This is a genomic window from Sphingomonas sp. (genome assembly GCF_017304635.1).
GTDB lineage: Bacteria > Pseudomonadota > Alphaproteobacteria > Sphingomonadales > Sphingomonadaceae > Sphingomonas.
Genome location: NZ_JAFKMA010000001.1, coordinates 754,002 through 777,535, shown reverse-complemented (window position 1 = coordinate 777,535; position 23,534 = coordinate 754,002). Strand labels below are relative to the sequence as shown.

27 protein-coding genes are annotated in these 23,534 nt (G+C 67.2%); 11 read left to right on the top strand and 16 right to left on the bottom strand.

The window, feature by feature from the left end; genetic code table 11:
- The first annotated feature begins 24 nt into the window (after nt 1-24).
- The 4 genes from purM to J0I47_RS03930 all read left to right on the top strand — a co-directional run bounded on the left by purM (nt 25) and on the right by J0I47_RS03930 (nt 2,695).
- Nucleotides 25-1,131, top strand: a complete 1,107-nt coding sequence (gene purM / locus J0I47_RS03945) for a phosphoribosylformylglycinamidine cyclo-ligase (protein WP_294045129.1) — start codon at nt 25-27, stop codon at nt 1,129-1,131.
- A gap of 63 nt (nt 1,132-1,194) precedes the next feature.
- Nucleotides 1,195-1,707 carry a phosphoribosylglycinamide formyltransferase gene (gene purN, locus J0I47_RS03940; protein WP_294045853.1) on the top strand — a complete coding sequence of 171 codons (513 nt, stop codon included), beginning with the start codon at nt 1,195-1,197 and terminating at the stop codon, nt 1,705-1,707.
- Complete coding sequence (locus J0I47_RS03935) at nt 1,704-2,081, top strand: MmcQ/YjbR family DNA-binding protein (RefSeq protein ID WP_294045128.1); 378 nt, start codon at nt 1,704-1,706, stop codon at nt 2,079-2,081. Before purN ends, J0I47_RS03935 begins: the two co-directional genes overlap by 4 nt.
- Entirely contained in the window at nt 2,078-2,695 is a 618-nt protein-coding gene (locus J0I47_RS03930) for a hypothetical protein (protein WP_294045127.1), read from the top strand. Before J0I47_RS03935 ends, J0I47_RS03930 begins: the two co-directional genes overlap by 4 nt.
- Here J0I47_RS03930 and J0I47_RS03925 read toward each other — a convergent pair.
- Entirely contained in the window at nt 2,692-2,847 is a 156-nt protein-coding gene (locus tag J0I47_RS03925; protein ID WP_294045126.1) for a hypothetical protein, read from the bottom strand. The genes J0I47_RS03930 and J0I47_RS03925 overlap by 4 nt on opposite strands.
- Before the next feature lie 127 nt (nt 2,848-2,974).
- Between J0I47_RS03925 and gyrA the strand changes: the two genes are divergently transcribed.
- Entirely contained in the window at nt 2,975-5,743 is a 2,769-nt protein-coding gene (gene gyrA / locus J0I47_RS03920) for a DNA gyrase subunit A (protein WP_294045125.1), read from the top strand.
- Complete coding sequence (locus J0I47_RS03915) at nt 5,740-6,090, top strand: DUF952 domain-containing protein (RefSeq protein WP_294045124.1); 351 nt, start codon at nt 5,740-5,742, stop codon at nt 6,088-6,090. The genes gyrA and J0I47_RS03915 overlap by 4 nt, the downstream gene beginning before the upstream one ends.
- A gap of 92 nt (nt 6,091-6,182) precedes the next feature.
- On the opposite strand, the gene J0I47_RS03910 is transcribed toward J0I47_RS03915, so the two are convergent.
- Nucleotides 6,183-6,614, bottom strand: coding sequence for a DUF488 family protein (locus J0I47_RS03910; RefSeq protein ID WP_294045123.1), 432 nt, complete (start codon nt 6,612-6,614; stop codon nt 6,183-6,185).
- Complete coding sequence (locus J0I47_RS03905) at nt 6,589-7,272, bottom strand: lysoplasmalogenase family protein (RefSeq protein WP_294045122.1); 684 nt, start codon at nt 7,270-7,272, stop codon at nt 6,589-6,591. The genes J0I47_RS03910 and J0I47_RS03905 overlap by 26 nt, the downstream gene beginning before the upstream one ends.
- Nucleotides 7,273-7,352: 80 nt before the next feature.
- Between J0I47_RS03905 and trmFO the strand changes: the two genes are divergently transcribed.
- Nucleotides 7,353-8,660 (top strand): methylenetetrahydrofolate--tRNA-(uracil(54)-C(5))-methyltransferase (FADH(2)-oxidizing) TrmFO, encoded by a 1,308-nt coding sequence (gene trmFO / locus J0I47_RS03900; protein WP_294045121.1) that lies wholly within the window; start codon nt 7,353-7,355, stop codon nt 8,658-8,660.
- A gap of 50 nt (nt 8,661-8,710) precedes the next feature.
- On the opposite strand, the gene J0I47_RS03895 is transcribed toward trmFO, so the two are convergent.
- The 7 genes from J0I47_RS03895 to ahcY form a co-directional block, all read right to left on the bottom strand.
- Entirely contained in the window at nt 8,711-9,400 is a 690-nt protein-coding gene (locus J0I47_RS03895; RefSeq protein WP_294045120.1) for a DUF3617 family protein, read from the bottom strand.
- A gap of 78 nt (nt 9,401-9,478) precedes the next feature.
- Complete coding sequence (locus J0I47_RS03890; protein WP_294045119.1) at nt 9,479-9,970, bottom strand: EF-hand domain-containing protein; 492 nt, start codon at nt 9,968-9,970, stop codon at nt 9,479-9,481.
- Nucleotides 9,971-10,009: 39 nt separating this feature from the next.
- Nucleotides 10,010-10,645, bottom strand: a complete 636-nt coding sequence (locus tag J0I47_RS03885) for a squalene/phytoene synthase family protein (protein ID WP_294045118.1) — start codon at nt 10,643-10,645, stop codon at nt 10,010-10,012.
- 226 nt (nt 10,646-10,871) lie between these two features.
- Complete coding sequence (locus J0I47_RS03880; protein WP_294045117.1) at nt 10,872-12,128, bottom strand: pilus assembly protein TadG-related protein; 1,257 nt, start codon at nt 12,126-12,128, stop codon at nt 10,872-10,874.
- A 67-nt stretch (nt 12,129-12,195) separates the two neighbouring features.
- Entirely contained in the window at nt 12,196-12,741 is a 546-nt protein-coding gene (locus J0I47_RS03875) for a TadE/TadG family type IV pilus assembly protein (protein ID WP_294045116.1), read from the bottom strand.
- A gap of 1 nt (nt 12,742) precedes the next feature.
- Nucleotides 12,743-13,276: a TadE/TadG family type IV pilus assembly protein gene (locus J0I47_RS03870; RefSeq protein WP_294045115.1), complete on the bottom strand. Its 534-nt coding sequence runs from the start codon at nt 13,274-13,276 to the stop codon at nt 12,743-12,745.
- A gap of 250 nt (nt 13,277-13,526) precedes the next feature.
- Entirely contained in the window at nt 13,527-14,948 is a 1,422-nt protein-coding gene (ahcY, locus tag J0I47_RS03865; RefSeq protein ID WP_294045114.1) for an adenosylhomocysteinase, read from the bottom strand.
- 141 nt (nt 14,949-15,089) lie between these two features.
- On the opposite strand from ahcY, the gene J0I47_RS03860 reads away from it, so the two are divergent.
- Nucleotides 15,090-15,434 (top strand): hypothetical protein, encoded by a 345-nt coding sequence (locus J0I47_RS03860; RefSeq protein WP_294045113.1) that lies wholly within the window; start codon nt 15,090-15,092, stop codon nt 15,432-15,434.
- Nucleotides 15,435-15,517: 83 nt separating this feature from the next.
- Here J0I47_RS03860 and J0I47_RS03855 read toward each other — a convergent pair whose 3' ends face one another.
- A complete protein-coding gene (locus J0I47_RS03855) occupies nt 15,518-16,078 on the bottom strand; it encodes a YqgE/AlgH family protein (protein WP_294045112.1) in 561 nt (186 codons plus the stop codon).
- Nucleotides 16,079-16,187: 109 nt separating this feature from the next.
- Between J0I47_RS03855 and J0I47_RS03850 the strand changes: the two genes are divergently transcribed.
- The 3 genes from J0I47_RS03850 (at nt 16,188) to J0I47_RS03840 (ending at nt 18,723) form a co-directional block, all read left to right on the top strand.
- On the top strand, nt 16,188-16,670 hold the full coding sequence (locus J0I47_RS03850) for a peroxiredoxin (RefSeq protein ID WP_294045111.1): 483 nt from the start codon (nt 16,188-16,190) through the stop codon (nt 16,668-16,670).
- A 200-nt stretch (nt 16,671-16,870) separates the two neighbouring features.
- Entirely contained in the window at nt 16,871-17,215 is a 345-nt protein-coding gene (locus tag J0I47_RS03845; protein ID WP_294045110.1) for a hypothetical protein, read from the top strand.
- Between the two features lie 56 nt (nt 17,216-17,271).
- Nucleotides 17,272-18,723, top strand: coding sequence for an AMP nucleosidase (locus J0I47_RS03840; protein WP_294045109.1), 1,452 nt, complete (start codon nt 17,272-17,274; stop codon nt 18,721-18,723).
- Nucleotides 18,724-18,739: 16 nt separating this feature from the next.
- Here J0I47_RS03840 and J0I47_RS03835 read toward each other — a convergent pair whose 3' ends face one another.
- The 5 genes from J0I47_RS03835 to J0I47_RS03815 all read right to left on the bottom strand — a co-directional run bounded on the left by J0I47_RS03835 (nt 18,740) and on the right by J0I47_RS03815 (nt 23,487).
- The gene (locus tag J0I47_RS03835; RefSeq protein ID WP_294045108.1) at nt 18,740-19,360 is read right to left on the bottom strand and encodes a hypothetical protein; all 621 of its coding nucleotides are present in this window, start codon (nt 19,358-19,360) and stop codon (nt 18,740-18,742) included.
- A gap of 353 nt (nt 19,361-19,713) precedes the next feature.
- The gene (locus tag J0I47_RS03830) at nt 19,714-20,427 is read right to left on the bottom strand and encodes an SIMPL domain-containing protein (RefSeq protein ID WP_294045107.1); all 714 of its coding nucleotides are present in this window, start codon (nt 20,425-20,427) and stop codon (nt 19,714-19,716) included.
- Nucleotides 20,421-22,247, bottom strand: a complete 1,827-nt coding sequence (locus J0I47_RS03825; protein WP_294045106.1) for a M2 family metallopeptidase — start codon at nt 22,245-22,247, stop codon at nt 20,421-20,423. Before J0I47_RS03825 ends, J0I47_RS03830 begins: the two co-directional genes overlap by 7 nt.
- 54 nt (nt 22,248-22,301) lie before the next feature.
- Nucleotides 22,302-23,063: an alpha/beta fold hydrolase gene (locus J0I47_RS03820; RefSeq protein WP_294045105.1), complete on the bottom strand. Its 762-nt coding sequence runs from the start codon at nt 23,061-23,063 to the stop codon at nt 22,302-22,304.
- Nucleotides 23,044-23,487, bottom strand: a complete 444-nt coding sequence (locus J0I47_RS03815) for a GFA family protein (protein WP_294045104.1) — start codon at nt 23,485-23,487, stop codon at nt 23,044-23,046. The genes J0I47_RS03820 and J0I47_RS03815 overlap by 20 nt, the downstream gene beginning before the upstream one ends.
- Nucleotides 23,488-23,534: the final 47 nt, after the last annotated feature.

Here is a 23,534-nt window from a genome sequence, read left to right as displayed (position 1 = left end):
GCACGTTGTCGCTAGGCGGCTCGCATGAGCGACAGCGACACCTCGAACGGCCCCTATACCTACGCCGATGCCGGCGTCTCGATCGCGGCCGGCAACGCGCTGGTCCGCGCGATCGGCCCGCTGGCGAAGGCGACGCGGCGCGCGGGCGCCGATGCCGAGCTCGGCGGGTTCGGCGGGTTCTTCGACCTGAAGGCGGCGGGGTTCACCGATCCGCTGCTGGTCGCGGCAAACGACGGCGTCGGCACCAAGCTGAAGCTCGCGATCGACAGCGGGCGGCACGACGGCGTCGGCATCGACCTGGTCGCGATGTGCGCCAACGACCTGATCGTGCAGGGTGCGGAACCGCTATTCTTCCTCGATTACTACGCGACGGGCAAGCTCGACAACGCCGTCGCCGAGACGGTGGTGGCGTCGATCGCCGAGGGGTGCCGCCAGGCCGGCTGCGCGCTGATCGGCGGCGAGACGGCGGAGATGCCGGGCATGTACGCGGACGGCGATTACGACCTCGCCGGCTTCTGCGTCGGCGCGGTCGAGCGCGATCGCGTGCTGACGGGGAAGGACATCGCCCCGGGCGACGTCATCCTCGGCCTCCGCTCGTCGGGGGTGCATTCGAACGGCTATTCGCTGGTGCGGCGGCTGGCGGCGGACAAGGGGTGGAAGCTCGACCGCCCGGCGCTCTTCGACGCCGACACGCTCCTGATCGACGCGCTGATGGCGCCGACGCGGATTTACGTGAAGAGCCTGCTTCCGCTGATCGCGGCGGGGCAGATCAAGGGCCTCGCGCACATCACCGGCGGGGGTCTGCTCGAGAATATCCCGCGCGTGCTGCCGGCGGGCGTGCATGCGAACATCGACGCCGATCGCTGGCCGCAGCCGCGGCTGATGGCGTTCCTCCAGGCGCAGGGCGCGATCGAGCCGGAGGAGATGGCGCGGACCTTCAACTGCGGCATCGGCATGATCGCGATCGTGGCGGTTGAGCAGGCCGACGCGGTCCGCGCGGCGCTCGAAGCAGCGGGCGAGACGGTCTTCACGGTCGGCGAGATCGTCACCGGCGAGCGCGGCTGCACCGTCAGCGGCTCGACCGAAACGTGGAGCGCGCGCGCCGACTGGTTGTCCACACATCATGCGTAGCTCAGCCGGGGCAGCGTGGCGGTGAAGAAGGTCGCCATCCTCATTTCGGGCCGCGGGTCGAACATGATGGCGCTCGTCGAGCATGCCGGCGACGCGTACGAGGTCGCGGTGGTCGCCTCCGACAAACCCGACGCCCCCGGCCTCGTCTGGGCGCGCGAGCACGGGATTCCGACGTTCGCGTTGTCGCCGAAGGGTATCGGCAAACCCGCCTATGAGGCCGCGATGACCGGCGCTCTGCGTGACGCCGGCGTCGAGATCGTCGCGCTCGCCGGGTACATGCGCCTGCTTTCTGATGCGTTCGTCGCCGAATGGCGCGGGCGGATCGTCAATATCCACCCCTCGCTGCTGCCGCTCTACAAGGGGCTCGATACGCATGCGCGCGCGATCGCGGCGGGCGATGCCGAGGCGGGCTGCTCGGTCCATGTCGTGACCGAGGAGCTCGACGGCGGCGCGGTGCTCGGCCAGGCGCGCGTACCCGTCCTGCCCGGCGACGATGCCGACACGCTTGCCGCGCGCGTGCTCGTGGAAGAGCATCGCCTTTACCCCCGCATTCTGGCAGAGTTCGCCGCGCGATGAGCCCCAATTACGAGTCCGACCTCGCCCGCGTCCGCGCGATCTGCCTGGCCTATCCCGAAGCGGCGGAGAAATTGTCGCACGGGTCGCCCGCCTTCTTCATCGAGAAGGGCAAGGTGTATGCCTATGTCTGGCACAACCATCATAACGACGGCCACACCGCGGTGATAGTCAAGACCAGCGGCCGCGAGGAGCAGGCGATGCTGGTCGAGATGGACCCGGATTTCTACCACGTGCCGCCCTATCTCGGTCCGTCCGGCTGGGTCGGGATGGAATTGATCGGCGACGCCACCGACTGGGAGCGGATCGAGGAGCGGATCGCGATCAGCTGGGAAATGGTCGCGCCGCGTCGTCTGCTCGAGGCTGGCGGGCGGTGAGCGACCCCCTGCCCCCGACCCCGGCCGAACGTGCCGAGGCGGCCGCTACCCGCCGTCGCTGGCTCAACCTCGGCGAGTTCGTCGCGGTCGCGGGACTTATCATCGCGGCGATCAGCCTGTGGCTGAGCTGGCACGATCGCAAGGCGGACGAGGCCGACAAACAGGCGACGCAGGCAGCCGAAGCGAAGGACAGATCGCGCTACGACGTGCGCTGGAAGATGCGCGGCAAGGATGTCGTGCTGACGGCCGACGATCGCCATCAGCTCGGCGACATCAGCGTCACGTTCCCGACCGATCTCGGCATCGGCACGCAGACGAGCGCGACGCAGACGATCGCCGGCGACTGGTATCGCGGGGCGCTGCTGAAGGCGACGAAGGACGGCCCCGGCCGCCAGACCGGCAAGCTGCCGATCCTGCTGACGGTCAACTATATGGACGGCGACAAGCCGATGAGCACGACCGGCGTGTTCGACATCGTGTGGGAAGCGCACGGCGTGCTGGGCACGTTCGTCCGCGGTCGCGACTTGAACGTCAGCGGCATGCGGCTGCACGAACGCGGCGGCTCGCAGACGCGGATCGATGCGCTGTGGAAGACGGACAAGCCGGCCAGCTAGAGCGTCAGGGCGTGGATGACGTCGTCGCACAGGGTTGCGCCGACCTGATACTGACGCTGGCCGACGGGCACGAAGCCCTGCTTTTCGTAGAATGCCCGCGCCCGCACGTTGCCGTCGCTCGGCAACGCCAGGACCGTCGCGGATGCCTGCATGGCCTTGCCCGGCTGAACCGTACCGTCTTCGCGCGAACCGCCGATCGGTCGCGTCTGCGGGGTGGTCTTCGGCGGTCGGCTCCGCTAGGATAGTCACGACCCCGTAACACTGTCGAAAGCGTCACCGTTGACCGACGAGACTCTCCTCGCCGACCCTAGCGATATTTCCCCCATCTCCATCGTCGAGGAGATGAAGACGAGTTACCTCGATTACGCGATGAGCGTGATCGTCGCCCGTGCGCTGCCCGACGTGCGCGACGGCCTGAAGCCGGTCCATCGCCGCATCCTGTTCTCCGCGCAAGAAAGCGGGTTCTACTACAACCGCCCCTATCGCAAGTCGGCCCGCATCGTCGGCGACGTGATCGGCAAATATCATCCGCATGGCGACACCGCGATCTACGACGCCCTGGCGCGCATGACGCAGGACTGGTCGATGCGGCTGCCGCTGATCGACGGCCAGGGCAATTTCGGCTCGATGGACCCCGATCCGCCCGCCGCGATGCGCTACACCGAAGCGCGTCTAGCGAAGCCGTCCGCGTTCCTGATGGAGGATCTCGACAAGGACACGGTCGATTTCGTCCCCAATTACGACGGTTCGGAGAACGAGCCGTCGGTCCTGCCCGCGCGCTTCCCCAACCTCTTGGTCAACGGCGCCGGCGGCATCGCGGTCGGCATGGCGACCAACATCCCGCCGCACAATCTCGGTGAAGTGATCGACGCGTGCCTCGCCTATATGGAAAACGGCGCGATCACGACCGAGGAGCTGATGGAGATCGTGCCGGGCCCGGACTTCCCGACCGGTGCGGTTATCCTCGGCCGCTCGGGCGCGCGCGCCGCCTACGAGAGCGGGCGCGGGTCGATCATCGTCCGCTCGAAATACAAGATCGAGGAAGGGCGCGGCGACAAGCGCTCGATCGTCCTGACCGAAATCCCGTTCCAGCAGGGCAAGAACGCGCTGGTCGAGAAGATCGCCGAGGCCGCGAAGGACAAGCGGATCGAGGGGATCAGCGACGTCCGCGACGAGTCGAATCGCGAGGGCGTTCGCGTCGTCGTCGAACTGAAGCGCGACGCGACCACCGACGTCGTGCTCAACCAGCTGTGGCGGCATACTCCGGCGCAAGGCTCGTTCCCCGCCAACATGCTGGCGATCCGCGGCGGGCGGCCCGAGCTGCTCAACCTGCGCGATTTCATCCAGGCGTTCATCCAGTTCCGCGAGCAGGTCATCACCCGTCGCTCGAAGTTCGAACTGGCGAAGGCGCGCGAGCGGGCGCACCTGTTGCTGGGCCTGGTGATCGCGGTCACCAACCTCGACGAAGTGGTGCGGATCATCCGCGGCTCGGCGAGCCCGACCGAAGCGCGCAACGCCCTCCTCATGCGCGAATGGCCGATCGCCGAGATCGCACCGTACATCCGCCTGGTCGAGGCGGTCGAGGCGGAAGTGACCGGCGACACCTATCGTCTGTCCGACTTGCAGGTCCGTGCGATTCTCGACCTGCGGCTCCATCGCCTGACGGCGCTCGGCCGCGACGAGATCGGCGACGAGCTGAAGACGCTGGCCGATTCGATCACCGAACTGCTCGCGATCCTGGCCGACCGCGAGCGGCTCTACGAAGTGCTGCGCCAAGAACTGGTCGACGTCCGCGAGCAATTCGCGACGCCGCGCCGGACCGAGATCGCCGCCGCCGCCGACGGGATCGAGGACGAGGACCTGATCGAGCGCGAGGACATGGTCGTCACCGTGACCGTGCAGGGCTATATCAAGCGCACCAGCCTCGACACGTTCCGCGCGCAGGGTCGCGGCGGCAAGGGCCGCTCCGGCATGGCGACCAAGGACGAGGATGCGATCACCGAGTTGTTCGTCACCTCGACTCACACGCCGGTGCTGTTCTTCTCGACGCTCGGTCGCGTGTATCGAATGAAGGTGTGGCGCTTGCCGGAGGGCGGCGCGAACACGCGCGGGCGGCCGATGATAAACCTGCTCCCGCTGGCCGAGGGCGAGACGATCTCGACCGTGCTGCCGCTGCCCGAGGACGAGGCGGAATGGGGCAAGCTCCACGTCATGTTCGCGACCGCCAACGGATCGGTCCGCCGCAACAGCATGGACGCGTTCACCAACGTGCCGTCGAACGGCAAGATCGCGATGAAGTTCGAGGGTGAGGATGCCGACGACAAGCTGATCGGCGTGGCGTTGCTCGATGCGGGCGACGACGTGCTGCTGGCGACGCGGGCGGGCAAGGCGATCCGCTTCGCCGGCGACGAGGTGCGCGAATTCCAGAGCCGCGCCTCGACCGGCGTGCGCGGCATGCGGCTGGGCCAAAACAAGGATGGGGACGACGCGGTCATCTCGCTGTCGATCCTCCACCGCGTCGGCACGACCGCGGAGGAGCGCGAGGCGTATCTCCGCTTCGCCCCGTGGAAGGCGGAGAAGGAAGGCGAGCCCGACCTCGCCGTCGACCGCTTCGCCGAGTTGCAGGCGCGCGAGCAGTTCATCCTGACGGTCTGCGCCAACGGTTACGGCAAGCTCAGCTCGGCCTACGAATATCGTCGCACCGGGCGCGGTGGCCAGGGCATCACCAACATCGACAACATCAAGCGCAACGGTCCCGTCGTCGCCAGCTTCCCGGCGACCAAGGGGCACCAGTTGATGCTCGTCACCGATCAGGCCAAGCTGATCCGCATGTCGCTCGGCGATCTCCGCGTGATCGGGCGCGGCTCGGCTGGCGTGCGGCTGTTCAACGTGGCCGATAACGAGCATGTCGTCTCCGCCGCGCGGATCGAGGAAACCGAAGGCGATGCCGAGGCCGACCTGACATTGGCCGAGGACCGCGCGGTGGCGCCGGATACGGGGGCGAACACCGCCGACGACAGCGCGGCGGGACCCGAGGGCGGCGAATGACCGACCGACCCACCACCGCCTACAAAGTGCTGACCGCCGACCAGATGCGCGCGCTGGAGGCCGATACGTTCGCGGGCGCGCCGGTCGATCAGGCGGACGGCTACATCCACCTCTCGACCGCCGAGCAACTGACCGAAACGGTCGACAAGCATTTCGCCGGGCAACGCGACTTGTGGGTCGCCGCGATCGACCTGACGTCGTTCGGGTCAAGCCTGAAATGGGAGGAATCGCGCGGCGGGGCGCTGTTCCCGCACATCTACGGCAAGCTGCTGCTCGAAACGGTGATCGCCTACGGCCCGCTCGAGCGCGACGATGACGGTACGGTCAAGCTCCCCGTCGCGGGCTGACCCACCCCGTCATTGCGAGGAGCGGAGCGACGCGGCAATCCAGCCACGCGCATATCGCCGCGCATTGCTCACAACGACGCCGGCCACGCGCCTCACGGCGTCAAGTCGACGACCGGTGCCCCCTCGCCTTCCTCGCGCAGCAGCATCGTGCGATGGCAATGTTGCGGGTCGCGCTCGAAACACAACAGGGCCGAGCGTTTCTCCGCCGCCAGCGCGCGCAATTGCGCCGCCTGTGCCTGCGCCTCGGGCAGTTCGAGCTGGCCGGCATAGACCGCCTCCATCGTCCGCCAGTCGCCCTTCTTTGCGGCGTCGCGCCCCGGCTTGGGCGTGCCCAGCGCCTTCAGATGGACATACTCGATCCCGGCGTCCTGCAACGTCGCCGCCAGCGAGCTCTTCGAGAACCCCGGCCGCCGCGACAGCGGCAGCGCGCGCACGTCGATCACGCGCTCGACCCCGGCCCGGCGTAGCGCCGCCAGGAAATCGTCCATCGTCGCGCCTTCATAGCCGATGGTGTAGATCGTCATCGTTCTTCCATTTGAGCAGCGTCGACACCACGCCGAACGCGATCAGCGCCTGCCCCGCGACATAAAGCGGCCAGATCAGCAGGTGCGGCAGCGGCGACGCGGCCAGTGGTCCGGCCTTTGCGAAGATCAACAGGTCCGACCCCACGAACAGCACCGCGCCCAGCCCGACGCGGTAGCGCGGAAACCGGCTCGCCCACGCACTCGCCGCCATCAGCCCGAGCCCGGTCGCGTAAATCGCGATGCCCGGCGCCGCGACGCGATCGCTCGGCAACAGGAATGCGATCACCGGCGTCGCGATCAGCAACACCAGCGCCAACCCGGTCTGACTCGGCGAGCGCGTCGCCCGACGATACCGCCAATAGAGCGCCGCCGCGGTCAGGTGCCCCGCCAGGAACGCGAGCGCTCCCGCGGTCTGGCTCGCCTCGAGCAACACGTCGCCGATCGCCCCGAATGCGAGCACGATCGCGATCGTCCACCCGTCCCGCCCCTGCGTATTCACCGCCGCCCACGCCGCCAGCAACGCGACGGCACTCCCCTTCCACGCCAGCAAGGCCGCCGGCGGCAGACCGGGCGGAACCGCCAGCCAGTACGATGCCCCCGCGAACAGCGCGAGGACGTAGATCCAGCGATGCGTCAGACCGAGCGGCGCGGGGTTCATCCGTCATGGATGCCGCGATCCGGCCGGGCGGGCAAGTCCGCGCATTGACGTTGCCGCCCCGCCCCGTCATCCCGTGCGGCATGCACGACATTCATATCATCGGCGGCGGGCTGGCCGGGTCGGAGGCGGCGTGGCAGTTGGCCGAGGCGGGGTTCACGGTGAAGCTGTCGGAGATGCGCGGCGGCGGCGACACGACGCCGGCGCATCATACCGATGGGCTCGCCGAGCTGGTCTGTTCGAACAGCTTCCGCTCGGACGATGCCGACAACAATGCGGTTGGCCTGCTCCATGCCGAGATGCGCGCGCTGGGCTCGCTGATCCTGGACGAGGGCGACCGGCATCGCGTGCCGGCCGGGTCGGCGCTGGCGGTTGATCGCGATGGCTTTTCCGCCGGCGTGACCGCGCGGCTGTCGGCGCATCCCAACGTCACGATCGTGCGCGAGCGAGTCGATGCGCTGCCCGAGGGACCGACGATCGTCGCGACCGGGCCCCTCACCGGCCCCGGTCTCGCCGCGAGCATCGGTGCGGCGACCGGCAGCGACGCGCTCGCCTTCTTCGACGCGATCGCGCCGATCGTGCATGTCGACAGCATCGACATGGGCGTCGCGTGGCGCCAGGCGCGCTGGGGCAAGGGCGGCGACGATTACATCAACTGCGCGCTCGACAAGGACCAATACCACGCCTTCGTCCAGGGGTTGGTCGACGGCGAGAAGACCGAGTTCCGCGACTGGGAAAAGGACACGCCCTATTTCGAGGGCTGTATGCCGATCGAGGTGATGGCGGAGCGCGGGCCGGAGACGCTGCGGTTCGGGCCGATGAAGGGCGTCGGGCTCGACGATCCGCGCACCGGGCGCTGGCCCTATGCGGCGGTGCAGCTGCGCCAGGACAATGCGTCGGGCACGTTGTGGAACATCGTCGGGTTCCAGACCAAGCTGAAGCATGCCGAACAGGTCCGGTTGTTCCGCACGATCCCTGGACTGGAGAACGCCGAATTCGCGCGGCTGGGCGGATTGCACCGCAACACGTTCATCCGCTCGCCCGAACTGCTCGACTTGACGCTGCGGCTCAAGTCGCGGCCGAATATCCGCTTCGCCGGGCAGATCACCGGGTGCGAGGGCTATGTCGAAAGCGCGGCGATCGGCCTGCTTGCAGGACGCTTCGCCGCCGCCGAATTGCGCGGTGACGCCATGACGCCGCCGCCGGTCGAGACCGCGCTCGGCGCTCTGCTCCACCACATCACCGGCGCGGCGGCGGCCGACACCTATCAGCCGATGAACGTCAATTTCGGGCTGATGCCGCCGATTCCGGGGCGGACGAAGAAGGCCGACCGCAAGAAGATGTACACCGATCGCGCGCGCGTCGCGCTGGCCGGTTGGCTGGGCAAGTAGCTCGCCAACGACCGGCGCGGACGCACGCTCTCGATCGATCTACCGGCCCGTTATTTCGCGGGCGTCGCGTCTTCGGCTGGAGCGGACATCGCGTCGGTCGCGTTCGTCTGCTCGGTCATGTTCATCGATTGCGGCCGAAAGCCCGGCTCGAACGGATTGGTGCCGGCCGGGCAGTCACCCACGCGACGCACCGTCATTTCCACGTCGGCGCTGCCCCGACGCGAGCCGCCGGGCTCCTTGAAGTCGGCATGGAACTTCGTCGTCCAGGCATTGGCGGAATAGCCGCCGGACCAGTCGGCGTTGATCGACAGGGCGCGCGGCGAGTCCGGGCGGCCTTGCGGCAGGTTGGCGATCTCGCAATTGAGCGCACCGTGCAACGAGCTGCCGTCCTGCGAGATGTCGCCGATGTTGCAGCCGCCGAACTTCGGAATGGCATAGCGCAGGTTCTTGATCGATGCCGATTCCAGGCTGATACCGATCGGCATGCAGCCGCGCTGGGTGTAGGGCTTGGCCTTCGTCCGCGCCAGGTCGTCCTGCATCTCCTTCGGGAAGCCCTGCAGCGAAGCCTGCGTCACGCGGAAGGTCGTCTCATATTCGCCGGGCGTGATGGAGAAATCCGTCGCGGCCGGTTGCTCGTTGAACGACCGGGCCGGTCCCCCGCTCTTGCTGCAACTCAACAGCGCGGTCGTCACCAGCAACACGGCGCCGAGCCGTAGCGCGATATTCCTGTCGGTCTGCATTCGAACTCCCCCCTATTTGCGCGGAACGGTGTGCCGCGATGCCACTTCCTTTTATATATCCCCGCCCGGCAAGCGCCCTCAGCCGTCGTCGTCCTTGTTGCCCTCCTCGGCCGCCGGCGCCGGAGCGGCGGTGATTTTCGGGCAGGGTTTGCGCGGCTTGCGTTTGACCGCGGTGGTGGCGAACTCGGCCGGGCTCAGCTTGCCGGTCTTGTCGCGGTCGGCGGTGGCGAACTTGGCTTCGCTCTTCGCGGCCCACTCGTCGAATTGCAGCACGCCGTCGCCGTTCTTGTCGAGCTTGGCGAACGCCTTGTGCCGCGCGAGCAGATATTCGTCGCGCGTGATGAAGCCGTCGCGATCCTTGTCATAGCGGTTGAAGCGCTTCTGCTCGCGCGTCGCCTCGGTGGCTTCGGGAACGGCGACCGCGTCCTGTGCGACCGGCGACGCGGGGTCGGCGACGTTGGCCGGCATCGCCGCCAGGGCGGCCGGCGATCCGGGCCGCATCGATTGCAGGATCATGCCCGACGCCACCAGCAGCAACGCCGCGCCCGCCCCCGCCAGATACCGCCACATCCCCACTCTCCCGCCGCCTGCGTCCCAGCCTAATCCGCGTCAGCCCCCGGTCAAGCGATGCCAGCCGAGCCGCAGCACGCTCGTCGGTCGCAACGGCCCGGCAAGACCCAGCCGCGCGGCATGGACCATCGCGCCGAGCGCCCGGGCGCGTCGCGGCCAGCGACGACGCGTGGCCTTCGTCAACAACGGCGCCGCCAGCGTTCGGGCCACCGCCGCCAGTGCCCGGTCGCTCAGATTGCCGGCCAGATCGGCAAGCGCCCAACCCTTTCCCGCTTCCACCACGTCGAACCCCTCGACCCCAAGCAGGCGCGCCGCGGCGGCAAACAATCCGGCGCCTCGCGCAACGGCATGGCGCTCGAACCCGACCTCGCCCGGTTCGGCCAGCAGAACCTCCCATCCGTCGACCATCGTCGCCAGTCGCTCGCCGGAGACGCCACGTGGGATCACCGCCGCCGCCAAGGCCGAGAGGACGGGTTCGCCGGGCACCGCCGTTTCGTCGAGCCGCGCCAGCGCCTCCCGCCACCACGCCAACCGCATCTGCCCGACCATCGGCTCCCGCGTCGTCCGCAACACCTGCCCGAGCGCATCGTCCAGCGCGAGCAACGCCGCCAGGCCCGCACGCGCCTCCGGCGGTGCGTAGCCGATGGCGAGTTTACGGAGAGGATCGCCGCTCACAACGGCCGACCAACCATGGTCAGACGGTTGGCGCGCCAGACCGGCAGATGTCCGAGAGAAGAGACACGCATCACCGCCGCTTGGTACCGCGCATGACGCAACGGGCGAAGATGTTTTGGCGACGATCCCGACCGATCGTCACCGCCACGCATCGACGCGGCGGCGGTGACGATTGGTGGCTTACGACCTGCTCCGATTTCTGTCGCGATAAACGGCTCTGGCGAAGTTACTGCGTGATCTTCGCCGTCGCCACCGCGTTCTGGAACAGTTGATCCAACGCCGTGTAGATGTCCTGGTCGGTCGACACCTTCGTGTAGAGCCCGTTGGACGCGCACGCCTGCAACGCGGGCTCGACCTGGTACAGATAGGGCGCCACGTTCGATTGCGACCACGCGTCGTTGGCGAGCGATTGCGCGAGATATTCGGTGTAGAGCACCGCGATCTTGATGCCGCGAGCCTTGATCGCGTCGCACTTGGTGGTGTCGATCGCGATTTCCGGCCGGCCGTTGGACCGCAACTCGTCGCGCATGCCATCGGTGATGATGAACATGATCGCCTGGGGTGCGCTTCCGTTCACGCCGGTCCCCGGGTTCGGCATCAACGTGTTGATCTGCGTCAGCGCATCGCTGCTGGCGCTGTCGCGGTCGTTCCAGCCGACCTCGGTCGACTTGCACGCGCTGGTGGGACAACCGTTCGAATAATAGAGGTACGGCGTCAGGTTGGTGGTCTTGGTCGCCGCCGTGGTCAGGTCGGAGGTCAATGCCTGCAACGTCGCGAAACCGCCCGAACCACGAAACGTCGAGATCGCCATGCGATAGCTCGCACCGTTCTTGCTCTGCGTGCTCTGGGCATCGGCGGTCAGCTTGGAAACCGCGGTCCCTTCGTCGTCGATGCGCAACGTCAAGCCGTAGGACTTCGCGACGCCGTACAGATCGCTCTGTCCACCACTCGCATTGGTGCCCTTGATGTCGTTGGTCGAATGGCAGGCGAACTGGCAGCTCTGACCGTTGCTGTTCGCGACCTTCGTGAGACCCGCCGACGTCGTCGGCAGCGCCATCGATCCCGACACATCGAGCAGCATGTAGAAATCGATGTTCGGCGCGGCCGCGTTGGTGGTCTGCGACGTACCGTGGATGCTCAGCGACGCCATGCCGAGAATGCCGGCAAAGAAATTGTTCGAATGCCCCGTATAGGTGACCGTCGCGGTTCTACGCCCGTTCGAGTCGGTCGGAGTCGTCACCGTCAGGCTGTCGACGACGATATTGCCGCTCGCCGTCAGCGTCTGGGACTGGCTGTTGAACATCGCCGTCGCGTTGACCGTCGCGGTGGAGTCCGGAATGGACAACATGCTCTTGCTGACCGCGAGCAGCGCGGACGTGTCGGCAATCGCGTTCAGCTTCGTCTGCGCCTGCATGGCGCGCGCATAGTCGATGCCCATGCCAAGCGCGAACATCAGCGGCGGCAGCGCGAAGCCGAAGATCATCAGCGCATTGCCGCGCCGGTTCCGCAGCAGCTTAGCGCTTAGACCCTTCCTGAGTGCCGCAAACATATCAACAATCCCCGCACGTGATGCTGTTGGAGTTCCGCGGAAGCATGAACAGGTTGCTCGTCAGGGTGAACGGCTGAACGACGTTGAACGTCACCGGCGGCTGGTAGGCATAGGTGATTTCGGCGTAGATCACGTACAGTCCCGGCACCCGCAAATTGAGCGGCACCGTCACCGCGGCTCCCGCCTTGTAGGCGGTGGTGTTGAGGCCCCGGCTCCAGACGACGGTCGACTGCAACTTTATGTCGGTATAGACTTCCGTCACGCGCTGGGTCACGTTCGCCGCCGAATACGGGGCCAGAACTTGGGTCGACGCCGCCAGCTCGCTGTCGACTTCGTTCGCACTCGTCGCCCCGGTCACGTTCTGCGCGACCAGATCGGCCAGTGCGCGGTTCGCGATGGTCACCTTGCGACTGCACGAAAAGCCGTCGGACAGCGTGAATCCGCCCAGATAGACCAGGACCAGGAACGGCAGCAGCAGCGCGAACTCGATGAGCGCAGCGCCGCGGCGATCATCGACGAACGAAGGCAAGGCAAGCCACTTGCGCACGTCAGTAATTCTCGATCTTGGCGACCGACGTCGCCACGACCAGCCGTTGCCCGTTGGACAGATTACTGATGTCGAACCCCAGCGGCGCCGTGCGGACGGGCCAGATGTACATCAACCGGATCAAGACGATCGAGCCGGAGGCGCCGAGGTTGTAGGAAAAGGTGTTGGTGACCTGACCGTTCGACCCGAACGTGAAGGTCGGCATGGACGTGTCGAGCGACGAGAAGCTGCCCGCGCTACGCACATCGACATACAGGTTGCTGCACTGCATGAACGCCGGCAGGGCATTGCAGGCGTTCTGCTTGAAACGCGCCTGAAGCTGCGCCTGGGTCATGCCGGTGCTGGCGCCGGTGCTGTCGGCTTTCTGCGCCGATCCGGTAATCACGCTGCGGGCCGCGGCTTCGACCGAGGTTTCCAGCCCTTCCTGGACGAAATACACCAGGCTGACTTCCAGCCCGGCGATCAGCAACGCGAAGAACGGCGCGGCGACCATCGCGAACTGGATCGCCGCACTACCGCGCGTCTGCGCCGGCAACGACCAGCCGCGAAACGGCCAGGCTCGCTTGGAGTCGGACGAAGATTCCCCACCGCACATTGCCTGCTCATGGCAAGGTCAGGTAAAATTTAGGTTAGCGCCGGGAGGCAAAATTGCGGCGCTGCTGGCTGGCGGTGCGTTCAGGGGGGGTTCCACAAAACGATGTTGCGCGCAGGACCGATCCTGTTACGCGCGCCAACGGCCGCGTCTCCAAAACGGGAGGCGCGGCCGTCGTCTGGAACTTCGCTAATCAGTACCGGTAATGATCCGGCTTGAACGGCCCTTCGACCGGTACGCCGATATAATCCGCCTGCTTCTGGCTCAGCTTGGTCAGCTTCACGCCCAGCTTTTCGAGGTGCAGTTCGGCGACCTTCTCGTCGAGGTGCTTGGGCAGGACGTAGACGTCGTTCTTGTACTCGTCCGCCTTGGTGTAGAGCTCGATCTGCGCCAGCGTCTGGTTGGTGAAGCTCGACGACATCACGAACGACGGGTGGCCGGTCGCGTTGCCCAGGTTCACCAGGCGGCCCTTCGACAGGATGATGATCTGCTTGCCGTCGGGGAACTCGACCAGGTCGACTTGCGGCTTCACCTCGGTCCACTTGTAGTTCGACAGGCCCGAAATCTGGATCTCGCTGTCGAAGTGACCGATGTTGCAGACGATCGCCATGTTCTTCATGCCGGCCATGTGCTCGGCGGTGATGACGTCGGCATTGCCGGTCGCGGTGCAGAAGATGTCGGCGCGAGTCACCGCTTCCTCCATCGTCACGACCTCATAGCCTTCCATCGCCGCCTGCAACGCGCAGATCGGGTCGATCTCGGTCACCAGCACGCGCGCGCCGCCGTTGCGCAGCGACGCGGCAGACCCCTTGCCAACGTCGCCGAAGCCCGCGACGCAGGCGACCTTGCCGGCCAGCATCACGTCGGTGCCGCGGCGGATCGCGTCGACCAGCGATTCCTTGCAGCCGTAGAGGTTGTCGAACTTCGACTTGGTCACGCTGTCGTTGACGTTGATCGCCGGGAACGGCAGCTCGCCCCTCTTGGCGATCGCGTAGAGGCGGTGGACGCCGGTGGTGGTCTCTTCCGAGACGCCCTTGATGGCCTTGACCGTCTCGGTGAGATAGCCGGGCTTGCGAGCGATGAATTCCTTCACCGCGCGCTGCATCTCGACTTCCTCGTCATTCTCGGGTTCGGCGAACGACTGGCCGGCCTCGAGCTTGGCGCCCCACAGCGCGAACATCGTCGCGTCGCCGCCATCGTCGAGGATCATGTTGCAGGTCTCCCCCTCATTTTCAGAGGTGCCCCAATCGAAGATCGAGCCGACATAGTCCCAATATTCGGCCAGGCTCTCGCCCTTGATCGCGAACACCGGCACCCCCGACGCGGCGATCGCGGCGGCGGCATGGTCCTGGGTCGAGAAGATGTTGCACGTCGCCCAGCGCACCTTGGCGCCCAGCGCGGTCAGCGTCTCGATCAGCACGGCGGTCTGGATCGTCATGTGCAGCGAGCCGGTGATGCGCGCGCCCTTGAGTGGCTGCGACGCGCCGAATTCCTCGCGCAGCGCCATCAGGCCCGGCATCTCGGTCTCGGCGATGTTGATCTCGGCGCGGCCGAAATCGGCGAGGCTGATATCCTTGACGACGTAATCGGTCGAACGGTCGAGCACGCTGGCCACGGCAAAAAATCTCCGGCAGATGAATGGATGACGCGCGCCCTACCCGCTCGGCGGGGCGAATGCAAATGCAATATAAAGATTTCTTTATATGGTGAACGGAGCTGCTCGGGCGGTGCTCGTCGGAAAGGCAATACGATGCGGATGGCGATGATGGGATTAGCGGCGGTCGTGCTGGCCGGGTGCAGCCACGGGGCCGGTGGCGACGGCGGCATGCCGGCGCAGTTCCTCGGCAGCTGGGGCGCCGATTGCATGGCGCCGTACGTGCGGTTCGACGCAAAGTCGGTGCACGGTTTCCCGACCGCGCGCGACTATCCGCTGAAGGCGGCGACGCTGAGCGGGGGCATGCTGGCGGTGACCTATACGCGCCCCGACGGCGACGTCACCGACACCTATGCCAGCAGCGGCAGCACGCTGACCCTGACCAAGACGGCGACCGCGAAGGGCGCGACGGCGATGAACAAGGCGCCGATGGCGAAATGCAAATGACGGCCGGCGCGATGGGCGAGCAACCCAACTCCTGATGCCACCCCGGCCTCTGCCGGGGTGGCGGCATCTTTAGCCGCCAGCGCTCACGCCCGACCGGTTTCGCTCGCCAGCATGCGCGGGTCGATTCCGGCGCTCGCGAACCCCGCCGCCCAGCGCTCGGCGGCGGGCAGGTCGTAGAGCAAAGCCTCGTCGCCGGGGACGTTGAACCAGCCGTGGCGCAGCATCTCGCCGTCGAGCTGCCCTTCGCCCCAGCCGGCATAGCCGAGCGACACGACCCAGCGGCGCGGCCCCTTCCCGTCCGCGATCGCCTTCAGCACGTCGAGCGTGCCGGACAGCGCCCAGCGCCCGGCGACATCGATCGTATCCTGCCCGCCCCAGTCGTTCGAATGGATCACGAAGCCGCGGCTCGGCTCGACCGGGCCACCGAAATGGACCGGCGCGTCGGGGGCTTCGCCGGGATCGATCTCGACCTGCGCCAGCACGTCGTGGAGGCTGAGCCCGTCGATCGCCGCGCCGATCCCGATGCCGACCGCGCCCTCCTCGTCATGCGCGCACATCGCGATCACCGCCTGGTCGAAGCGTGGATCGCCGATGCCGGGCATTGCCAGCAGAAATTGCCCGACCAAAAAGCGCGCGCTCTCCATGGCTTGCTTTCTACCGGACGGAATCGCGGTTCGTCACTGCTTGAAATTACCCGCACAGGTGCCAAGTGCGGCGGCGACCGCATTTTTCGCGTCCAAGGGAGAATTCACGATGACCGTTTCCGTCGGCGACAAGATTCCGTCCACCACCATCGTCAAGGCGACCGAGAACGGGCCGGAATCGGTCAGCTCGGACGAGTTCTTCGCCGGCCGCAAGGTCGCGCTGGTCGCCGTCCCCGGCGCGTTCACGCCGACCTGTTCCGCCCGCCACCTGCCCGGCTTCCTCGACAAGGCCGAGGAGCTGAAGGCGAAGGGCGTCGACGAGATCGCCTTCACCAGCGTCAACGATTCGTTCGTGATGGGCGCATGGGGCAAGGCGAACGAGACCGGCGGCAAGGTGACGATGCTGGCCGACGGCAATGGCGACTTCGCCCGCGCGGTCGGGCTGAGCTTCGACGGCAGCAAGTTCGGCATGGGCGAGCGCAGCCAGCGTTACTCGATGATCGTCGACGACGGCGTGGTGAAGGAACTGAACGTCGAAGCACCCGGCGAATTCAAGGTGAGCTCGGCCGAGCATCTGCTCGAGCAGCTCTGACAGGTCGCGGCGCCGGCCCATTCCCCCACCCGACCGCCCAGCTATTCTAACCTGTGGGCTGTCGGGTGGGGGAATGGGCCGGCGCCGCACCCGAAGCGACTGATCGTCGCGCCAACGTAACAAACCGTCGCGGCCACGGAACGGTTGGGCAAAGCCTGGCGTTTCGTGGCCGTGACGTTTCAACTCTACGGAGAACGATGATGGCCGATACCGACCTGAACACCACCGTCGATGACGCCCATGCCGAGGCACATGCCAAGATCGACGCCGCCGCCGAACAGGCGAAATCGCTGATCGAAGGCGCGCAGGAGGAAGCGAAGTCGCTGCTGGCGAAGGCGCAGGAGGAGGCGTCCGCGCTGCTCGGCCGCACCATCCAGGCGGCGAAGGACAATCCGAAGCTCGCCGCCGGCATCGCCGCCGGGGCCGCCGCGACGATCGCGGGCGGCGCCTACGCCGCGACCAAGCTGAAGTCGGGGCCGAAACCCCCGGCCAAGCCGCGCGCGCCGCGCAAGCCGCCGGCGAAGGCCGCGGCCAAGAAGGGCTGAGGCCGACCCCCACCCCCTGACTTGCCAGCGTCATCCCCGTGGCTTAGCCGTGGTGGATGACGCTGGCTTCCAATATCGTCGCCGAACTCGATCGGCTCTATTCCGCCTCGGTCGACCGCCTGCAACAGGCGCTGACCGCGTATCTGACCACGGGCGCGAAGCCCGATGCCACCTCGCGCACCGACGGTTCCTTCGCCTATCCCGAAATCCGGCTGACCTATCGCGGCGATGCCGAGCGCCCGGCCCCATTGCGCTCGTTCGGGCGGCTGAGCGAGGCGGGCGATTACCGCATCAGCGTGACCAAGCCGGCGATCTTCGCGGATTATCTCACCGAACAGCTGACGCTGCTGATCGAGGATTACGACGTCACCGTCGAGGCGGTGCCGGGGCGGCAGGAAATCCCCTTCCCCTACGTACTCGATCCCGGCCACGCGCTGAGCCTGGACCAGGTGTCGGCGGTCGAACTGGCGCGCTGGTTCCCGGCGACCGAGCTCGCCTATATCGGCGACGAGATCGCCGACGGCCTGCCGACGCCCAACGAGGCGCGGCCGCTGGCGCTGTTCGACGGCCTGCGCACCGATTTCAGCCTCGCGCGGCTGCGGCATTACACCGGCACGCCGCCGGAGCATGTCCAGCGCTACGTCCTGTTCACCAACTATCACCGCTATGTCGACGAGTTCGTCCGCTGGGCGTTCGACCAGCTCGGCCCCGACGAACATGGCAACGCCTCGCGCTTCACCGCCGTGTCGGGCGCGGGCGGCGTGCTGTTGCGAGCGGGCGACGATGTCGAGGCGGCGATGGCCGATACCGGCGCGTGGCGGCGGCACCAGATGCCGGCCTATCACCTGATGGCGGACGACCATACCGGCATCACTCTGGTCAATATCGGGGTCGGGCCGTCCAACGCGAAGACGATCTGCGATCACCTCGCGGTGCTGCGGCCCGAGGCGTGGCTGATGATCGGGCATTGCGGCGGCCTGCGCCCAAGCCAGCGGATCGGCGACTATGTCCTCGCCCATGCGTATCTGCGCGACGACCACGTGCTCGACGACGTGCTGCCGCCCGAGATCCCGGTTCCGGCGATTGCCGAAGTCCAGGTCGCGATGGCGCGCGCGGCGGAGATCATCAGCGGCCAGTCGGGCGAGGAACTCAAGCGCCGGCTGCGCACCGGCACGATCGTGACGACCGACGACCGCAACTGGGAGCTGCGCTACACGCAGTCGGCCCTGCGCTTCTCGCTCAGCCGCGCGGTCGGGATCGACATGGAATCGGCGACGATCGCGGCGCAGGGCTATCGCTTCCGCGTGCCCTACGGCACCCTGCTGTGCGTGTCGGACAAGCCGCTCCACGGCGAGCTCAAACTGCCGGGCCAGGCCAACCGCTTCTACGAACGCGCGATCGCCGAGCATATGCAGATCGGCATCCAGACCTGCGAGCAATTGCGGCTGGAGGGCGCCAAGCTCCACAGCCGCAAGCTGCGCGCGTTCAACGAGCCGCCCTTCCGCTGACGGCGCGGCGGGGCTATCACGGCAACGAAACGACCGTCGGGACGTTCAAGGCCGATGAACTACAGGGGATGACCATGGCCACGCCGCCCAAAAAGACCACCGCCACGCCGCGCAAGGCGCCGGCCAAGCCTCGCGCCAAGGCCGCGACTGCAACGCCGGCCGCCGACATTGCCGTCGACACGCCTACCGAGGCACCGGCTGCAAAACCGGCCGCGCGCAAGACGGCGACCAAGCCGGTCGCGAAGAACGCCGGCGACGCCGCCACGACGACACCGCCGCGCAAGCGCGGCCGGCCGAAGGGCTCGACGACGGCATCGACCGCCCCCGCGGCGCCGGCCGTGAGCGCTGCGGAGGATATGAAGACCGACACCGCTGCCGCCGCACCCGCGCCCGCGCCGGCCCGCAAGCGCGCGGCCGCCGCCAAGACCGCAAAGCCCGCATCGACCAAGCCGACCGCCTCGACCAAGACGACCGCTGCGAAGCCGGCGGCCAAACGTCCGCGTGCCGCGTCATCGGATACCAAGCCGTCCACGGCCAAGCCCGCCGCAGCGAAACCGGCCGCCACCAAGCCCGCACCGACCGCGACTAGCAAACCGGCCACAACCAAGACTGCCACGGCCAAGCCCACCACCAGCAAGCCGACACCTCCAGCGTCTGCGCCATCGGCGAGTCCGGCGATGACCTACGTCAAGCGCGGCGGCATCGCGGCGGGGATCGCCGGTGCGCTCGGCGCAGTCGCGGCGTTCTTCACCTTCCGCAACCGCCAGCGCGATACCGACGAGATCGATCTGTAGTCGTCGTCCAAGCGGAGATCGACGCTCAACGACGGTTTCATTTGAGGCAGCGCGGTATCATTCGAATCTTCAATGCCTCCCCGGCGAAAGCCGGGGTCCAGTTGGGCTGGCCAGCGTAACTGCCAGCAACGCAGCTAATCAGCGCTCCCCCGACTGGGCCCCGGCGTTCGCCGGGGTGGGGTTCGAGTAAACCGACCTACTTCCGCCCGTCGAGCCGGAACATCACCGTCACGGCCACATCCATCGGCACGGTGTCGCCATGCGAAGCCCCGAACATGTTGGGGCGCATGCGTCCGCCGAGCGACGCGCCGAAGCTCTGCATCGCGTACGAGAACACGGTGCCGAAATCGCCGCGCTCGCTGACGCTGACGACGGTCGCATCGGCATAACCGAGCGCTTCGGCATAGGTCTGCGCGTCGAGCCGCGCCTTCGCGATCGCGTCGCGCTTGGCGGCGCGGGCGGCGGCGGCAGTGTCGGTGATCGCGGTCGTCGGTGATTGGTTGGCGCTGACGCCCGTCGTCTGCGCGATGATCGCCTTCGCGCGATCGATCGCCGACCGCGACCCGCCGACCATCCCGAAACTGTCGCTCGACTGCGGCTTGTGAGTCTTGTCGTCGATCTCCGCGACGCCAAGGTTTGGGACCGAGAATTTGGACGAAGCACCGCCCGCATCCTCAGGCACCGGCGTCACGCCGATCGCCGCGAGTTGCTGGACCAGCGCCGCCTTGATCCGCGCGACCTCCGCCTTCGCCTTGTCCTCGGTATCCGCCGTCGCGGTCACCTCGACCGGCAGCACGAACCGCGTCGCCGGCGTCTCCGAATGGCCGATCGCGACGATCTCCACCGTGACGGGCGCTGCCGCCGGTTGCGCGGCCAGCAGCATCGCCAGCCCGATCGATCCCGTCACCATCCGCTCGGCTTCCCCTTGTTCTGTTGATCCAGCCACGTCTTGAGCGGCGCGAAATAATCGACCATCGCCTGCCCCGAAATCTCGCGGGTGCCGGTGAACACTTGCAGCGCCTCCGGCCACTTCTTCGACTGGCCCATCGCCAGCATCGCGTTCAGCCGCTCGCCGACCGCCTTGTTGCCGTAGAACGAGCAGCGGTGGAGCGGTCCGGTCCATCCCGCCTGCTTGCACGCCGCCTGGTAGAACTGGAACTGTAGCAACCGCGCGAGGAAGTACCGGGTGTAGGGCACGCTGGCCGGGACGTGATATTTGGCACCGGCGTCGAACCGCGTCGCATCGCGCGCCACCGGCGGCACGATGCCCTGATATTGCAGCCGCAATCTGTCCCAGGCCGACTGATAATTGGCCGGCTGGATCGACCCGTCGAACACGCCCCAGCGCCATTTATCGACCAAGAGGCCGAACGGCAGGAACGCGACCTTGTCCATCGCCTGGCGCAACAGCAGCCCGGTATCCTTGTCCGCGCTCGGCACCTTGGCCGGGTCGAGCAGCCCGATCTTCACCAGATAGTCCGGCGTGATCGACAGCGCGACGAAATCGCCGATCGCTTCGTGGAAGCCGTCATTGGCGCCGTTTTCGTACAGGAACGGCTGGTTCATGTACGCGCGCTGGTAGTAGTTATGGCCGAGCTCGTGGTGGATCGTCACGAAGTCGTCGGCATTAACCTTCGTGCACATCTTGATCCGCACGTCGGTCTTGTTGTCGAGGTCCCAGGCGGAGGCGTGGCAGATCACCTCGCGATCGCGCGGCTTGACGATCTGCGATCGCTCCCAGAACGTCGCCGGCAACGGCGCGAACCCCAGCGACGAATAGAACCCTTCGCCCGTCTTCACCATCCGCAGCGGGTCGTAGCCCTTCGCCTTCAGCAGCTCGCCGGTGTCGTAGCCGATGTCGCCCGCCCCCTTCGGCGCGACGATGTCGTAGATGTTCCCCCATTCCTGCGCCCACATGTTGCCGAGCAGATCGGCGCGGATCGGGCCGGTCTTGGGTTGGACGGCGTCGCCATATTTTTCGTTGAGCTTCCAGCGGACATAGGTGTGGAGCGACTTGTAGAGCGGCTCGACCTGCTTCCACAGCCGATCGGTCATCGCCGCGAACTGTTCGGGCGTCATGTCGTAGCCGGAGCGCCACATCGCGCCGACATCGGCATAGCCCAGCTCCTTCGCGCCCTGGTTGGCGATCACGACCATGTGCGCGTAATCGTCCTTCATCGGCGCGCCGACATTGTCGTTCCAGCTGGTCCACATCTCCTTCAGCCTGGCGGGATCGCGGGTGGTGCCCATCGCCGCCTCGATGTCCGATCCGTTGATCGGCTGGCCGTTCAGCGTGCCCTTGCCCTTGCCGTAGGACGATTGCAGCCGCGTCGCGATCGTGGAGAGCTGGTCCGCCGCGCCCGGTGTCGAGGGCGCCGGCAGGACGATGCCGTTGCGGATCAGGTCGAGCTTGCGCCTGGTGTCGAACGACAGGCCGGCGACGTTCTGGTACTTCGCCGCCTCGCTCGCCAGCTTGACCGACAATTCGGTCGCGCGGGCGCCGACATCGGCGGCCAGCGCGTCGGTATCGTCGGTGATGTAGGTCGCGTTGATCCACGCGGCGCGATTGCCCTGGATCGACATGTCGCTCAGTTCCTTCTCCGCCTTGGCGACGAAGGCATCGGCATCGGCCACGCTCGGCGCGCCGGCGGCCGGTCCACCGGCAAGGGCGGCGGCACCGGTCAGGACGAGCGCGAGCGCAAGGCCCGACGCCATGGCGGTACGGATCATTGAACGACTCCCCTCGAACTTTGGCGCGACAGTGCGCGCGCGGGGGCGCGGCGGTCAAGCGGCGAGGAAGTCGGCGATCGCCTGGCCGAGTTCGGGCTTCAGCACCGCGCTCATATGGTTGCCCGGCACTTCGACATAGCGCGCGTCGGGCAGCACGTCGGCGAGCGCGGCGGTGCTGCCATTGTCGTGGTCCTGCACCCCGCTGACGCACAGCGCGGGCCAGGCGAACCGCGCGATCTCCTCGGCCGGGGTGCTGACGAAGGTGTCGATCACGCCGAGCAACGCCTGCGGATCGCCGTCGGTCGTCTTGAGGAACGCCTCCGCGAACCATTCCGGGCTGTGCTTCTCGTGGTTGCCGAGGTTGGTCAGGATGTGCCGGAAATGCCCGGCGCGGCGCTCGACATGGGTCAGGCCGTCGAGCCCCATGCCGGAGAAGATCACGCGCCGCGGCGTCGCCCCGGTCGCGAGCATCCGGCACGTCGTCCGCGCGCCCAGCGAATAGCCGCCGAGGTCGTAGTCGCTCAGCCCGAGATGCGCGACCAGCGCGTGCCCGTCGCGCGCCAGCGCATCGGGCGGATAGGCGGCGGGATCGTGCGGCTTCGCGCTCGATCCGTGCGCGCGCAGGTCGGGCATGACGACGCGAAAGCCCCGCGCTGCGACCGCCTCGGCATGGCCGTACCGGATCCAGTTGGTCTCGGCGTCGGAGAAGAAGCCGTGGATCAGGACGACCGGACGCCCCTCCCCCGTTTCCCGCCACGCCAGCCGCGTGCCGTCGAAACTGTCGAAGAAGTTCGGTTTAATCGGGGAGCTTGCCACAGGCGGCGATCCACTTTTCCGTGATGTGGGGAATGTCCTCGGTGCGATATTCGGGGAGGCCGTGCAATTCCAGCCAGTTGTCGTTGCGGCTCTCGACCCCGGCATGGGCGACCGGGCGGAAGCGCGACGGATCGTCGAAACTGCCGACGGTCAGGTCGAGCCCGTCCGACCCGTCGCCTTCGTAGGTCAGCGGCGTGCCGCATGCCGCGCAGAACCCGCGCTGCGCGATCGGCGACGAGCGATAGCGGTCGGGCTCGCGTTCCCAGCGCACCCGGTCGTGCTTCACCTGCTTGAGCGATCCGGCGAAGCCGCCGGTGGCGCGCTGGCACATCCGGCAATGACAGAGATACGCGTCCTGATCGTCCACCTCCACGCTGTAGCGGATCCGTCCGCACTGGCATCCGCCGGTCATCGTCTCGGTCATCCGGTCGCTCCCGATTGCTGCACTGCGCAAAAATATCTGCGGCAGGT